This is a genomic window from Desulfonauticus autotrophicus (assembly GCF_055381725.1).
Genome location: NZ_AP042395.1, coordinates 974,204 through 988,262 on the forward strand (window position 1 = coordinate 974,204; position 14,059 = coordinate 988,262).

The window sequence follows — 14,059 nt, forward strand, 5'->3', positions numbered from 1 at the left end:
AAGGAGAGCAATAATGCATCCAGCTATTTTGTGGCGTCCTGTAAAAAATCTGGATATCCAGTGTGAAGCCTGCTCTCACTTTTGCTATCTAAAAGAAGGAGAAAAGGGCAAGTGTGGAGTAAGGATAAACCAAAAAGGTCGCCTGTATACTCTGGTCAAAGATAAAATTGCTGCCCTCAATCTAGACCCTGTAGAAAAAAAACCCCTTTTCACTTTCTGCCAGGAAGCAAGACCCTTTCACTTGCCACCATGGGCTGTAATTTTGCCTGTATCTTTTGTCAAAATCACAGCTTATCTCAACCCCCTAAAAAAGATGGGACAATTTTGGGGGAAAATATTTCTGCTGACTCCATTTTGCAACTAGCCAAAGAAGAAGGGGCTTTGAGTGTTTCTTATACCTATTCTGAACCCACTATTTTTATCGAACTGGTCTTAGAAGTATCTAGAAAGGCCCAGGTGGAAGGCATAAAAAACATTTTAGTCACCAATGGCTATCAAAGTCCCAAGGCCCTGGAAGAACTAGGTCCTTACATTCAGGCAGCCAATGTGGATTTAAAAAGTTTTGCTGAATGTTTTTATCGAGAATATTGCCAGGCTTCCTTAAAAACAGTTTTAAACAACCTGGAACACATGAAAAAACTTGGCTGGTGGCTGGAAATAACCACCCTGGTCATTACTGAGCTAAATGATAGTCCTCAAGAATTAAAAAACATAGCCAGGTATATCCAGAATTACCTGGGAAAAGAAACTCCCTGGCATATCTCCCGCTACCATCCCAGCTATAAGCTAAACAACCCACCTACGCCCTTAAGCACTCTGGAAAAGGCCTATGAAATAGGTAAAGAAGTGGGACTGGACTATGTCTACCTGGGAAATGTACCCGGGCATATGAGTGAAAGTACCTATTGCCCTGCTTGTGGCAAAGTAGTTATAGCCAGAAGAGGCTTTACCCTGTTGGAGATTAATCTAAAAGAAGGAAAATGTGCCTTTTGTGATTACAAAATTGCAGGAGATTTTAGCAATCTCAACTAAAAATCTATCCCTTTTTTAGCTTTTACTCCCTTTTGAAAAGGATGTTTTACCTCTTTGATTTCTGATACCATATCCACTCTGGCCAAAAAATCTAAGGGAAAGTTCCTGCCTGTAAGCACTAAGTTTACTTCTTTTTGGCGGGCCAAGTCTATTATCTTTTCCACTTCTTCTGGTTTTATAACCCCTAAGTTCAGGGCATAAAAAATTTCGTCCAAAACCATTAAAAAGGGTCGTTCTGCAAACTTTTGTTCCAGCCAGGAAAAAACTTCCTTTATCTTTTGCCGTTGTTTCCTTTTATTTTCTTCGCTGCGAACAAACCCCAGGCCACAGGCCCAAAAGTCTTCCTTTAGCTGAGACTTAAGAAAAATCTGCTCTCCAGCTTGACCATCTCTTTTTAAAAATTGCAAAAAAACCACTCTAAAACCATGGCCTAAAGCCCTTATGGTTTGCCCTAAAGCTGCACTGGTTTTGCCCTTTCCTTCTCCGGTATAAACTAAAATCATCCCTTTCTTACCCTTTCCAAAATCCTTTGCACACACTCTCTGGCTTCCTCAATTATGTCCTCTTCTCCTTCCACCTTGCCCTTTTCCATTAACACCTTACCATCACAAATGACCGTATCCAGACAAGCGGGATTGGCAGAATAAACTAAATTGGAAATAAGGTTGTGGTTGGGCACCAATAAGTAGTGATTTAAATTGACCAACATCAAATCAGCAAGCTTTCCCTCCTTAATTTCCCCACTATCCAGCCCAAAGGCCCAGGCCCCTTGTTTCGTGGCCAAAGCAAAGGCTTCCTCAGCAGGCAAACTGGAAGGACTTTGGGCATAAATCTTGGCATTAAAAGAAGCAACCATCATTTCTTCAAACATATCCAGGTTGTTATTGGAAGCACAGCCATCTGTACCCAAGCTCAAGAAAACTCCCTTTTCTTTCATTGGGGCATAGGGGAAAAGCCCTGAAGCCAGCTTGATATTGGAAGAGGGAACATGAACTACTTTTACCTCTCTTCTGGCCAAAATCTCCATTTCCTCTTCATCTACCCAAATGGAGTGAGCAACCACCACCTTGGGTCCTAAAAAGCCTAGGGAATCTAAGTATCTTACAGGAGTAAGCCCATAAGTTTTTCTGCAGTCTTCTAATTCTTTTTTAGTTTCAGCCAGGTGGATATGAATAAACAGGTCCCTGGCCTGAGCAAAATCCTTTAACCAGAGCAAAGATTCTCTGGATACGGTATAAATGGCATGAGGACCAAGAATAAAAAACACTCGTTCACTATCCTGATTTTCAGCAAAAAATCGTTCTGTTCTCTCCTTGAAGTGTTTAGCTTTTTTATTATCATTAAAATCCACAAAAACAGTAGATAAGGCCGCCCTGATCCCCATTTCTTCTACAGCCTGTTTAGTGGCCAGAGGATGCCAGTACATATCACAAAAAAAAGTGGTTCCAGACTTTATCATCTCCAGACAGGCAAGCTTACTTCCTATATAGACATCTTCAAAAGTAAGTTTTTGCTCAAAGGGCCAGATGTATTGTTCAAGCCAGGTGTGCAAAGGTAAATCATCAGCATATCCCCGAAGCAAAGTCATGGCTGCATGAGTATGTACATTATGAAAGGTAGGCAAAGCAGCCTTATTTTTACCATCAATTTCCTGATCCACCTTTTCCTCTATATTCTCTGCAATTTTTACTATTCTATTTCCTTTGATTAAAATATCTACAGTTTTAAAATTCAGTTGCACCTTTTTTATTAAAATACTCACCTCTTTACTCCTTCAACTAAGCTATTGAGGCTCCTAATATCTTTTAGGCCTCTAGGTTGTCAAACTCTCCCCTTTTCCCAGAAAATTTTCTTTACTTTTCCCTGGAAATCACCTAAAAAATTAAGTTTAAATCAATATACCTAATATGAAACAAGAAATAAGCTCTACCCAAAAACTTATAGAAGGTCTAAAAGAAACCCAGGCGTGTAGATTACCACAATTTTTATCCCCTAAAAAATCCCTATTCTCTCTCACCAAAAACAAAGTAAATATTGCTTTAGATTTCAGGGAAACCTATCTGCTCGTCTGTGGCCTGCAAGAAGGAGACAGGCCTACACTTCTTTTTCTAGAAAAATAATCTATCCCAAGGATATAAAAAAAAATACTCCAGAATTTACAGAGTGGTTTAAGTCCTTTACCAAAAAACTCCGCAAACACTATCCACAGGCCCTTTACTGGATTTTACTGCCAGCCAATGCTGTAAAAACCCTTTTGTTTACTATTCCCAGGGTCAACAAAAAGCTCCTTTCCAAAACAGCTAAAATGGCCCTAAAAAAACATCTGGAATTAAATCTGGAGGGCTTAACCTATGACTTTCAGGTTATAGGAAAAACAAGAGAGCGGGGAGTAGAAAAATTAGAAATATTTGCCTATGTAGTAGATAAAAAGGCCATAGAGCAAGCACAAGACCTGGCCAAAGCTGGCAAACTGCCTAATTTAGCCCTTACCAGTTATCAATTTTCCTTAGCAGACCTATTTATAAGACAAAAAGAAAAAAATATTGGTTATCTTTTTCTGGGTTCAGACTGGTCACGCATAGATATTTACAATCATGGACGGCTTATCTTTAACCGCGAAATCAAAACCGGATTTATTAGCCTGGTTGAAGAATTGCTTACCTACTTAAAAACTCAAAACCTTCTCTCTCCAGAGTTTAAACAAAACCAACTGAAAGAAATAACCCTGGAGGATGTAAAAAACTTTCTGGGCCAAAACAAAGACCCAGACAATCCACTTTATAGCACACAAATACAAAAGGAAGAAATTTTAGAAGCTCTTCAGCCTGCTTTAAACAGGCTTTTACTGCAAATTAAACGCTCTCTACAATACTATATAAGTAATTTAAATAAAAACAATGTAACTATAATCTACTTCTCAAGCATTTTTAACATTCCAGAGTTTATCTTAGAAGAACTTTCTAAAAATTTAGAAATAAAAATAGAGCCCTTAGCACCCATTACTAAAAAAATTGTAGATTCTGAGTTTAGCTGTGAGTTTAGCCTGCAGGAAGAAATGGACTTTGCTCCAGCTATTGGAGCCTGCCTAGACTCTGCTAAATGTATAAATTTTCTTCTTACTTCTAAAGACAAAAAACAAAAACGCCTGGAAAATTATTTACGCACTGGAACAAGTCTATTTTTTATTTTTATTTTTCTACTTCTATTTATCTTCCACCTTCAAGTAAGCCAGGAGATAAAAACAACCAGAGGAAAAATTGAAAACCTATCTAATATTTTAAACAATTCCAAGCCAATACTTTCTTCTGCTTTAATCCAGAAAAAACTACAGGAGTTAACTTTAAATCAAACAAAATTAAAAAATAATTTACATTTTTTGAAAAACATAGCTATACTTAAAGAGTTATCAGTTCTTACTCCTAAGGACATAAAATGGACTAAACTTGATTTTAACCAACAAACCATATCCTTAGAGGGAGTTATTCTCTTAGAGCCAGAACAGGCAGAATTAGGATTGGCCAACTATCTATTGAAATTAAAGGATTCTCCTTTTATAAAGAAAACAACTATCACTAATAAATACTTTAAGCCTGTAGAGAATCAAAAGGCTATGGCCTTTGAAGTAGAGCTGGAATTAAAATGAGTAAAGTAAACTTAGAAAATCTTCCTTTTGGCTTAAAAATAATAGTAGCTCCTTTAAGCATTTTTCTTCTTTTAAGTCTTATTTTTTATTTATTTTTCTTAAGGCCAGAAGTAAAAGAATTAAAAAACTTAAAAAATGAGTTAGAAAATCTTGAATATAAGGTAAAATTTCAACAAGATTTTTTACCCTTATTTGCCAGACTAGAGAGTGAGATAAAAAAAATTGACAAGGACCTAAGTATTATAGAGTTTAAGCCAATCAGTATAAGAGATTTTAAAGAAGAATTACAAAAAAAATGTACAGACTATAATTTAAACTTAATTTATCTAAAACCTGACTTTAATTTAACAGAAAATAATCAATTAAAAATAGAAGTAGCCATACGCGGAAATTTTGAAAATTTTTTAAAATTTTTAGAAAATTTTCTAAAACTTGGTTATATCCGTAAAATAGATGCATTAAAACTGAATAAAGAACTGGACACCTTAAACATAGAATTTACCTCTTACATAGAAGTAAGCTCATGACTAAGAGAGAAAAAATTATCCTTAGCTTGGCTGGAATAGCCCTTTTATACGGCTTATATCATTTTATATTTGCCACACCTCCCAGGGAGTCCAATTCTAATGGGGAAAGAATTAACTTTTCCCCTTTAAAAACACAACTTATTAATTCCTTAAGCAAAATTAATTTAACCCCTGAAGAAAAAAGAATGTATTACCTGTTGAAGTTAAAAGAAATAAGAGATCCCTTCTGGTACGAACTAAAGGAAGCAAAGGTCCAAGCTCCATCTAATAATGAAGTGAGTTCTGCTGTTTTCAAATTTACAGGCTATCTCTTTCTGGGGTCCAAGCGATTTGCCATTATCAATGGTCGAGAGTATGCAGAAGGAGAACCCCTGGAAGAAAGTGGTTTTTCTTTACTAAAGGTGTCTAGAGATTATATACTGGTAAAAGGCCCAGGCAAAGATAATATTTTAAAAATACCTTTCTGGGATATTTTAGAAATAAAGAGTGGACCAAAAAATGAACAATAAATGGATAATTTTTCTCTGTTTTCTCTTGGTTTTGGGATGTAGTTCCAAAAAGCCAGAAAAGGACCCTTTTTTTGATCAGTGGAGGACCTTAGCCAAAGAAAGCTTAGGCCATTCACCCAGTCCTTCTCTAAAAAAGGTAGAAATAGAAAAAGGCCTTAAGCTGGCTTCTCCCCCTACTACTAAAAAAGCTTCTCCAGCTTTACCTACTTTTCCCGTAAGCCTTAAAATGCGCGATACAGACATAAAAGCTATCATTCAAGCGCTAGCCAAGGCAGCCAGACAAAACATTATCCTTAGTTCCAACCTGGCAGGTAAAATAAATGTCAACATTGAAAAGGTGCCCTGGAACCAGGCTTTTGAGGCTTTACTCAAAGCCAATGGTTTAACTTACACTTGGGAAGGTAATATTATCAGAGTGATGTCCAAAGAGGATTTTGCCCGCGACCTGGCCATAGAAGAAATAAAAACCCAGAAAGAAGCACAAGAAGAAGCCAAAAAACAAATCTCTCCCCTCATTACCCAGGTGATAAAAATAAATTTTGCAGATGCCAATAGCTTACAAAAGGTTTTAAGTTCTCTGCTTACCAAGGACAAAGAGGGAAAATCCAGAGGAAGTATTGTAGTAGATAGTCATACCAACTCTCTGGTCATTCAGGCTACAGAAGAAGACTTACAAAAAATAATTAAAATGATTGGAGTATTGGATAAACCTACAGACCAGATTCATTTAAAAGCCTATATTGTGGAAGCCACCAGAAATGTAGCTAGAGACCTGGGAATCCAGTGGGGTGGAAAGTGGTTTAGCCAAATAAACAATAAGGACCAAATTGGCATCCAGGGCCCCATAGGCTCAGACAGTGGAGATGCCTTTGGCACGGGTAGAAGTGGCAATAGTTTTGGCTTTAACTTCCCCACAGGCCAGGTTACTGGCTCCTCTGTATCCACTCTAGGTGCAGGTTTAAATATCTTAATTGGCAATCCTGCTGAAAACATCTTAGAAATGCAACTCTCAGCCTTGGAAGCAGAAGGGAAAATAAACATTCTTTCCAGTCCTTCCCTTACCACCATGGACAATCACATGGCTTTTACTGAAAATGGTCAGAAGGTGCCCTATGTTACCTATGAAGATGGAGATAAGGAAGTAAAGTTTGAAGATGCAGTCTTAAGACTGGAAATGACTCCCCATGTCATTAATGAAGATTATTTAAAAATGGAAATAAAAGTAAAAAAAGATGAAGTGGACTTTTCTGAAGAGAAAAAAGTAGATGGCAATCCCACTATTTATAAAAAGGAAACCCAAACTTCACTTATTGTGGGCAATGGAGAAACCATTGTTATTTCAGGATTAAGCAAACAAACCTTACAGGATAGTATCTCTGGTATTCCTGGCTTAAAAGACATTCCTGGTTTGGGCTATCTCTTTAAAGGAGATAGCAAGAGCAAGAAAATGGAAGAAATTCTCATTTTTATCACTCCTACTATTTTAAAACGCAAGTCTGAGTTAGCTAAAGAAGTTTCTCCCACCCTGAGTCCAGAAGACCTGGAACAACTAAAACCTACCCATGACCCCAGAGCCCAAAAGTGGCTGGCAGAAAGTAAAAAGTATTTGCAGGAAAAAAATTATAAAGAAGCCTTGCGCACGGCCTATCTGGCTTTAAGTTTAGATCCTGGTTTGGTGGAAGCTTACTTAAATGCCGCTCAGGCCTATCTGGCCCAGGCTAAGCCCCAGAAAGCCTTAAAAGAATGCAACAAAGCTCTTATCCTGGCTCCCAGCTGGCCTTCAGCCTATAATGTTAAAGGAGAAGTACTGGAAAAACTGGGTTATCCCCAAGAGGCTTTAAAATTCTATCAAAAAGGCTGTGCCCTGGAAGATGATTCTGCCTGTGAAAACCACAAACGACTATTTTACCAGCTAACAGGATAGGCATGAGTTATTACACTCTTTTCAATTTAACCAAAGAGCCCTTTGCCAACACCCCTGACCCTGCTTTTTTATACCAATCAAAAATTCACAAATCCTGCCTTCAACAGCTCCAGTTAAGTTTGGAATTAAAAAGAGGGCTAAATCTGGTCATCGGCCAGGTAGGTACGGGCAAGACCACCTTATGCCGTAAGCTTTTAACCATCCTTTTAGCAGACCAACGCTTTGTAGTAGGTCTTATTTTAGACCCGGCCTTTGAATCTCCTGAAGAGTTTTTACAAGAAATATACTCTGTTCTCTATCCGCAAAAAAAAGCCCCCTCTTCTTCCAGAACTTTAAAAGAAGAAATAAAAACAAGACTCTTAGAACTGCAACAAGAAGGAAAAACTCCTGTTATTCTTATTGATGAGGGGCAAAAAACTCCTATTTTTATTTTAGAAACCTTAAGAGAGCTTTTAAACTTTGAAACCAACGAAAATAAGCTCTTACAAGTAATTATTTTTGCTCAAGAAGAATTTTTACCAGTTTTAGAGGAAAGAAAAAATTTTAAAGACCGCATCCATCTAACGCTCTATCTCACTCCCTTAAATTTAAGAGAAGTAAAAAATTTTTTACAGTACAGATTAAGAGTAGCTGGAGCAGATATTTTTACAGCCAATTCTCTATTTACCTGGCCTGCTATATACTACCTAAAAAAATACAACCAGGGTTATCCAAGAAAACTCATTCATCTGGCCCACAAAAGCCTTTTACAGGCAACCATAAGTAACAAAGACAGAGTATCTTGCTCTGAAGTAAAGGCTATAGTTAAAAGAGAAAAACTAACCTATCCCAAATCTAGAAAAATTCTAATAGTTACAGGCACTTTTTTAGTGTTTCTCTTAACTTTATCCTTTTTTCTTCCTCTAAAAAACTTTTCTACTCTTAAGACTAGCTCCAGCAACTTCCCCAAAAAAGAATTTTTTTTACCAGCTTCTTTGGGTAGCATAGAAATCAAAGAAGGTTATGTGCCTGTAAAAATATTATCTAGGATTTATAATCTAAACAACCTGGAAGAGATAAAAATATTTTTTCCTCACTTACTTAAAGTAAATCCTAAACTAAAGGACCTCAACAGCGTATATCCAGGACTGAACTTAAATATACCTGCCCGTCCCTTTTTAACCCTAAAAAAAGAAGTGTCTTTTGACTATGTATATAAAGGTAAAAATCTGGAAGACCTTTTTCAATTTTCTCTACTAAATGACCCTGAAAAAAAACTGTACCTTTTTTTATGCTTTCAAAAACCAAAAGAAACCCAAGTAAATTTTTATCTTATAAAAAGAAATTCTTCTCCTCTAAAAGATAATTTACTATCTCTGCCTGCCGGAACTGTTATCTTTAACCATCTTCCCCTAAAAGAGGTAAGTTAAATGGCTTTAATAAACAAGAAAATAGGAGAGATTCTAGTAGAAGAAGGTTTAATCAGTCAGGGAGAACTGGAAAATATTCTTAAAAATCCTCCCAAAGAAAAACTGGGGGAATATCTGATTAGTTTAGGTCTAATAAAAGAAAAAGACCTGGCTCAGGTGCTAAGTAAACAGACAGGATTGCCTATTTTTGATCCTCATAAGTTTCCCATTGATCCAGCTCTTGCCCAAATTTTACCCTTGGATCTGGTACAAAAGCACAAAGTTATTCCTTTAAAACTGCAAGGGCGTATTTTAACTTTAGGCATGGTAGACCCTCTGGATATGGAAGCAGTAGATGCCATTGAGATATATACCAATAAAGAAGTAGACCCTGTTGTTTGCACCCCCACTCAATTTGAGCAAATTACAGCCACTCTTTATGGAAGTAAAAAAGAGCTGGATGAAATTATTGAAGAAATAGATGACTTAGAAATAGCTCAAGGAGATGAAGTAAAAAGAGAAGAAGATGAATTGGAAATTTCCAGTTTAACTGGTCTAGCTGAAGAAGCACCAGTAGTCAGATTGGTTAATTCCATTTTAAGCCAGGCCATAAAAGAGCGTGCCAGTGATGTCCATTTTAGCCCGGAAAGGGATCATGTGCAGCTTCGCTTCCGCATAGACGGGACCCTTTACGAAAGGCCAGCCCCACCCAGAAAAATGTTTCTGGCCATAGCCTCTAGAATAAAAATTCTAGCCAATATGGATATTGCCAATACCAGAATACCGCAAGATGGACGCTTTACTATAAGATTAGAAAATAAAGAAATAAATGTCCGTGTTTCCTCCCTTCCCACCATTTATGGAGAAAACATTGTTCTTCGCCTTCTGGATATGAACCGTAACATTTCTTCCCTAGAAGAACTGGGGATGGAGCTAGAAGACCAGGAAAAGATAAAAAAAATTATTTTAAATCCCTATGGAATGATTCTGGCTACAGGCCCTACAGGAAGCGGTAAATCCACTACTCTTTATGCCATTTTATCCCTTATAAACAAGCCAGATATCAATATCATCACCTTAGAAGACCCTGTAGAGTACAGAATGGCCAGTGTACGCCAGGTCCAATTAAACCGTAAGGCCGGCATGACCTTTGCCAGTGGCTTGCGCTCCATATTGCGCCAGGACCCAGATGTAATCATGGTAGGAGAAATAAGGGATCTGGAAACAGCGCAAATTGCCACTCAAGCCGCCCTTACAGGACATAAGCTTTTAAGTACCATTCACACCAATGATGCAGCTAGTGCCATCACTCGTTTCATTGATATGGGAATAGAGCCCTTTTTAGTAGCTTCTTCCCTGCTTGTTTCCATTGCCCAGAGATTGGTGCGCAAAATATGTCCCTATTGCCAGGAAGAATATTCTCCAGACCCCAAAATAATCCGTTACTTGGGTTTAGATAAGGAACCCATCAGCTTTAAACGCGGAAAAGGGTGTATACAGTGCCATCATACTGGATTTATCGGCCGTATTGGGGTATATGAAATACTTATCAATGACGAAGAAGTACAGGAAATGACTCTAAAAAACCTCTCTTCCAAACAAATTACCAGACAGCTAGTGCAAGAAGGGAAACTGCGCACTTTACAGCAAGATGTGCTAAATAAAGTAAAAAAAGGTATAACCACTCCAGAAGAAGCCCTAAAGGTATTTATTGCTTGATATGGCTAAATTTTATTACCAGGCCCTAAATGAAAACGGGAATTTAGTAGAAGGAAGTATTTCTGCATCTTCTTCTGAAGAAGCGGAAGTACTTCTCTTAGAAAAAAATTTATACCCTCAAAAAATAAAAAAAGAAGAAGAAAAGTCACTTTCAGACCAAGCTACTCTGTGGCAAAAAATAAAATCCACTCTTTTTAAACTAAAAACACCTGAGTTAATTATTTTTACCAAACAATTTAGAACCATGTTTAAGGCAGGTCTTCCAGTGGTAGAAATTTTTTCTATTCTGGAAAACCAGGTGGAAAATATAAAATTAAAAAAAGCAATTATCCAGATGTCTCAAGATATTAAAGAGGGAAAAACTCTTTTTCAGGCCTTTTCCAAACATCCTAAAATATTTTCCCACCTTTATTGCGCTATGATTCGGGCAGGTGAAACCAGTGGTTCTCTGGTAGAAGTAATGGACAGGCTTTGTTATCTTTTAGACCACGAATACAAGGTAAAACAGAGATATAAAATCAGCTCTACAATACCCAATAATCGTACTGGTTGCCCTTACAGGCGCTTTCTTTTTCCTATTAACTTTTGTTATACCCAAATTTGTTCTTATTTTTAAAAATGCTAGGATAACTCTACCCCTTCCCACTGTAATGGCTTTAAACCTATATCACTTTATCGTAGATTATTGGTATGTTTGCATTTTAGTAATTATGTCTATAATTACAGGATTTTACCTCTACTTTAAAACTGAATCAGGAAAAATCGCCAGAGACACCTTTTTACTCAAAATGCCCCTAATAGGTCCTGTGTTTCAAAAAGCTGCCTTATCTAGATTTTCAAGTATTTTTGCCATTTTGCAGGCAAGTGGAATCAGCGTTCTGAATTCTCTGGATATCCTTATCGGAACCATTGGCAATGCAGCTATTGCTGCAGAATTTGCTAAATTAAAAGAGAAGCTTAGAGAAGGAATGGGCATATCAGGCCCTTTAAGGTCAGCACGCTTTTTCACTCCCATGGTTATCTCCATGATAGCTGTGGGCGAAGAAACTGGAAATTTAGATGAGATGTTAACAGAAATCTCCAAACACTATGATGAAGAAGTGGCCTATGCTGTTCAAAAAATGGCTACCAATATTGGTCCTATTTTGATTGTGGGCCTGGCTGCTGTGGTAGGCTTTTTTGCCTTAGCCATTTTTATGCCCATGTGGGATTTGACCAAAATGGCCAAAATGTAAAAATGTTCAAAAAGATAATTCACCAGCTTAAATCTACTAAATTTTTCATACCCGCAGAGGTATCCATTGCAGTAATTCTAGCAGGTATGTCCTTTCTTTTCTTTTTTGCTGGTCTATTTTTAGGTAAATATCCTCTGTGGTTAAAAATATCATCTGGTGTGTTTGTTTTCTTTATTATTTTTATTTTAACCATTATTTTAATTAAAATAATTCTACATCCCATAGACAAATTTATAAAAAAAGTTAGTCCCATAATTGAAATAGAACCAGGAAAGGAAAAGAAGAAAAAAGTGAATTTAAATACGAATACTTTTTTAATCGCTTAACCAGGTCCCTGACTCAAGTAGAAAAAGAAGAACTTTTTCCCAATATAATCTGTAAAAGTGAAATAATGCGTCAAATATTAAAACAAGTGGCCACTATTGCCAGTACTGATACTACAGTTCTAATCCTAGGAGAAAGTGGTACAGGAAAGGAATTGATTGCTGAAAATATCCACACTCTAAGCAAAAGAAAAAATGGCCCCTTAATAAAGGTAAACTGTGCAGCTCTGCCTAAAGAACTCATTGAAAGTGAACTCTTTGGTTATGAAAAAGGAGCTTTTACTGGTGCCACTTCTTCCAAACCTGGTAAGTTTGAGCTTGCCCATAAGGGCACCATTCTTCTGGATGAAATAGGGGATTTACCCTTAGAACTACAGGGAAAACTTTTAAGAGTTCTTGAAGACAAACAGGTAGAAAAGTTAGGAGGGAAATATCCTCGCCCAGTGGACATAAGAATTATTGCTGCTACCAACAAAGAATTAAAGATCATGGTTCAGGAGGGAAAATTTCGAGAAGACCTATATTACCGACTAAGTGCCTTTCCCCTTTATCTTCCACCTCTAAGGCAACGCAAAGAAGATATCCCTCTTTTAGCTGAGTACTTTTTAAAACAAAATTTTCCACAAAAAAAATTATCTCCCAAGTCCTTACAAGTGTTAAACAATTACTCCTGGCCAGGAAATGTGCGTGAATTATTCAATGTCCTGGAACAGGCAGCCCTAATTTGCCCGCAAGAAGAAATTTTACCAGAACACCTGAATATCTCCAGGGAACAAAGTCCCGAACAAACCTCTTCTCTTCCCTTTTCTAACCTAGATGAACACCTGCAAGAAATAGAAAAACAACTTATTGTACAGGCTCTTAAAGAAGCCAGAGGAGTACAAAGAGAAGCAGCTAAACTCCTGGGCATAAAGGAAAGGAGCCTTTGGCATAGAGTAAAAAAATATGCCCTTGACCCCAACAAATTTAAATAAAAACACCTTTTACCCCCCTCCAACCCTATCTTAATCTTACCACAACTTCACCTAACGCCTTACAAAAAGTATATCTTTTTTAAAAAAGACCTTGACAAATTATCAAATCATATAGATATATGGAAATATATAAATAACATATTATAACCATACGGGAGGTCATCATGCAATTAGAAGAACTTTATGAAATGGGACTAAAGTTTCATGGCCACAAGTGTCCTGCTATGCCCTTAGGAATCAGGGCAGGTTTAGCAGCTATGAAGGTCTTGGGAGTGGAAAGGGCCAAAGATAAAGAACTTATGGTCATTTCTGAAACCGGAAAAGGCCATGCTGCGGGTTGTTTTTTAGATGGCATCATGGTGGCTACAGGCTGTACCTATGGAAAATCCAATATCCAAAAACTCTATTACAACAAAATGGCTTTTACTCTGGTTGATGCCCAAAAAGGAAAAGCCGTACGAGTGGCCTTAAAAGCAGATTTTTTTGAAAAGGCCTTAAATTCTCCCTTTGTTCAAAAAAGAAAACAAGGTATCCCTCCTCAAGATATTGAGCCTGAAATAGCCAATCCTTTAGTGGAAAAGATTTTAAAAATGCCTGAGGAAAACTTCCTGGAAATAGGAGATATTTTTGACTTTGAAGTAAAAAAAGGAAAAGCTGTTTTCACAGCTAAAAAATGCACTAAATGTGGAGAGCTTACTTTTGTAAACAAACTAAGAGTACTGGAAGACGGTAGCGAAGTTTGTATTCCCTGTAGTGGTTATAAGGAATAATTTATTCTTTGCAGC

15 protein-coding genes are annotated in these 14,059 nt (G+C 37.2%); 12 read left to right on the plus strand and 3 right to left on the minus strand.

Features of this window, described 5'->3' with window-relative positions; translation table 11 throughout:
- Positions 1-216: 216 nt before the first annotated feature.
- Positions 217-1,032, plus strand: coding sequence for an AmmeMemoRadiSam system radical SAM enzyme (amrS, locus tag ACZ42F_RS05635; protein ID WP_464280206.1), 816 nt, complete (start codon positions 217-219; stop codon positions 1,030-1,032).
- Here the strand turns inward: amrS and ACZ42F_RS05640 are convergent.
- Positions 1,029-1,535: a cob(I)yrinic acid a,c-diamide adenosyltransferase gene (locus ACZ42F_RS05640; protein ID WP_029967882.1), complete on the minus strand. Its 507-nt coding sequence runs from the start codon at positions 1,533-1,535 to the stop codon at positions 1,029-1,031. The two genes, amrS and ACZ42F_RS05640, sit on opposite strands and share 4 nt — an antisense overlap.
- Entirely contained in the window at positions 1,532-2,794 is a 1,263-nt protein-coding gene (locus ACZ42F_RS05645; protein ID WP_464280052.1) for an amidohydrolase, read from the minus strand. The genes ACZ42F_RS05640 and ACZ42F_RS05645 overlap by 4 nt, the downstream gene beginning before the upstream one ends.
- 145 nt (positions 2,795-2,939) lie before the next feature.
- On the opposite strand from ACZ42F_RS05645, the gene ACZ42F_RS05650 reads away from it, so the two are divergent.
- From ACZ42F_RS05650 to ACZ42F_RS05690, 9 genes are all read left to right on the plus strand, one after another.
- Positions 2,940-3,152, plus strand: coding sequence for a hypothetical protein (locus ACZ42F_RS05650; protein ID WP_464280053.1), 213 nt, complete (start codon positions 2,940-2,942; stop codon positions 3,150-3,152).
- Between the two features lie 185 nt (positions 3,153-3,337).
- Complete coding sequence (locus ACZ42F_RS05655) at positions 3,338-4,675, plus strand: hypothetical protein (protein WP_464280054.1); 1,338 nt, start codon at positions 3,338-3,340, stop codon at positions 4,673-4,675.
- Complete coding sequence (locus tag ACZ42F_RS05660) at positions 4,672-5,202, plus strand: hypothetical protein (RefSeq protein ID WP_464280055.1); 531 nt, start codon at positions 4,672-4,674, stop codon at positions 5,200-5,202. The genes ACZ42F_RS05655 and ACZ42F_RS05660 overlap by 4 nt, the downstream gene beginning before the upstream one ends.
- Positions 5,199-5,711: a hypothetical protein gene (locus tag ACZ42F_RS05665; protein ID WP_464280056.1), complete on the plus strand. Its 513-nt coding sequence runs from the start codon at positions 5,199-5,201 to the stop codon at positions 5,709-5,711. The genes ACZ42F_RS05660 and ACZ42F_RS05665 overlap by 4 nt, the downstream gene beginning before the upstream one ends.
- A complete protein-coding gene (pilQ, locus tag ACZ42F_RS05670; protein ID WP_464280057.1) occupies positions 5,701-7,635 on the plus strand; it encodes a type IV pilus secretin PilQ in 1,935 nt (644 codons plus the stop codon). The genes ACZ42F_RS05665 and pilQ overlap by 11 nt, the downstream gene beginning before the upstream one ends.
- A gap of 2 nt (positions 7,636-7,637) precedes the next feature.
- The gene (locus ACZ42F_RS05675) at positions 7,638-9,044 is read left to right on the plus strand and encodes an ExeA family protein (RefSeq protein WP_464280058.1); all 1,407 of its coding nucleotides are present in this window, start codon (positions 7,638-7,640) and stop codon (positions 9,042-9,044) included.
- On the plus strand, positions 9,045-10,742 hold the full coding sequence (locus ACZ42F_RS05680; protein ID WP_464280059.1) for a GspE/PulE family protein: 1,698 nt from the start codon (positions 9,045-9,047) through the stop codon (positions 10,740-10,742). It begins immediately after the preceding gene.
- Position 10,743: 1 nt separating this feature from the next.
- Positions 10,744-11,358: a type II secretion system F family protein gene (locus tag ACZ42F_RS05685; protein ID WP_464280060.1), complete on the plus strand. Its 615-nt coding sequence runs from the start codon at positions 10,744-10,746 to the stop codon at positions 11,356-11,358.
- A 34-nt stretch (positions 11,359-11,392) separates the two neighbouring features.
- The gene (locus tag ACZ42F_RS05690) at positions 11,393-11,977 is read left to right on the plus strand and encodes a type II secretion system F family protein (RefSeq protein ID WP_464280061.1); all 585 of its coding nucleotides are present in this window, start codon (positions 11,393-11,395) and stop codon (positions 11,975-11,977) included.
- Positions 11,978-11,996: 19 nt separating this feature from the next.
- Here ACZ42F_RS05690 and ACZ42F_RS05695 read toward each other — a convergent pair whose 3' ends face one another.
- Entirely contained in the window at positions 11,997-12,200 is a 204-nt protein-coding gene (locus ACZ42F_RS05695; RefSeq protein WP_464280062.1) for a hypothetical protein, read from the minus strand.
- A gap of 150 nt (positions 12,201-12,350) precedes the next feature.
- Here ACZ42F_RS05695 and ACZ42F_RS05700 point away from each other — a divergent pair, with 150 nt between their 5' ends.
- Complete coding sequence (locus tag ACZ42F_RS05700) at positions 12,351-13,274, plus strand: sigma-54 interaction domain-containing protein (protein WP_464280207.1); 924 nt, start codon at positions 12,351-12,353, stop codon at positions 13,272-13,274.
- A 164-nt stretch (positions 13,275-13,438) separates the two neighbouring features.
- On the plus strand, positions 13,439-14,044 hold the full coding sequence (locus tag ACZ42F_RS05705; RefSeq protein WP_029967919.1) for an FmdE family protein: 606 nt from the start codon (positions 13,439-13,441) through the stop codon (positions 14,042-14,044).
- Positions 14,045-14,059: the final 15 nt, after the last annotated feature.

What these genes read in the sequence shown, in the direction of transcription:
- ACZ42F_RS05640 (WP_029967882.1), bottom strand. Translation starts at nt 1,535, where the DNA reads ATGATTTTAGTTTATACCGGAGAAGGAAAGGGCAAAACCAGTGCAGCT.
- ACZ42F_RS05650 (WP_464280053.1), top strand. Translation starts at nt 2,940, where the DNA reads ATGAAACAAGAAATAAGCTCTACCCAAAAACTTATAGAAGGTCTAAAA.
- ACZ42F_RS05655 (WP_464280054.1), top strand. Translation starts at nt 3,338, where the DNA reads ATGGCCCTAAAAAAACATCTGGAATTAAATCTGGAGGGCTTAACCTAT.
- ACZ42F_RS05660 (WP_464280055.1), top strand. Translation starts at nt 4,672, where the DNA reads ATGAGTAAAGTAAACTTAGAAAATCTTCCTTTTGGCTTAAAAATAATA.
- ACZ42F_RS05665 (WP_464280056.1), top strand. Translation starts at nt 5,199, where the DNA reads ATGACTAAGAGAGAAAAAATTATCCTTAGCTTGGCTGGAATAGCCCTT.
- pilQ (WP_464280057.1), top strand. Translation starts at nt 5,701, where the DNA reads ATGAACAATAAATGGATAATTTTTCTCTGTTTTCTCTTGGTTTTGGGA.
- ACZ42F_RS05675 (WP_464280058.1), top strand. Translation starts at nt 7,638, where the DNA reads ATGAGTTATTACACTCTTTTCAATTTAACCAAAGAGCCCTTTGCCAAC.
- ACZ42F_RS05680 (WP_464280059.1), top strand. Translation starts at nt 9,045, where the DNA reads ATGGCTTTAATAAACAAGAAAATAGGAGAGATTCTAGTAGAAGAAGGT.
- ACZ42F_RS05685 (WP_464280060.1), top strand. Translation starts at nt 10,744, where the DNA reads ATGGCTAAATTTTATTACCAGGCCCTAAATGAAAACGGGAATTTAGTA.
- ACZ42F_RS05690 (WP_464280061.1), top strand. Translation starts at nt 11,393, where the DNA reads ATGGCTTTAAACCTATATCACTTTATCGTAGATTATTGGTATGTTTGC.
- ACZ42F_RS05695 (WP_464280062.1), bottom strand. Translation starts at nt 12,200, where the DNA reads ATGGGATGTAGAATTATTTTAATTAAAATAATGGTTAAAATAAAAATA.
- ACZ42F_RS05705 (WP_029967919.1), top strand. Translation starts at nt 13,439, where the DNA reads ATGCAATTAGAAGAACTTTATGAAATGGGACTAAAGTTTCATGGCCAC.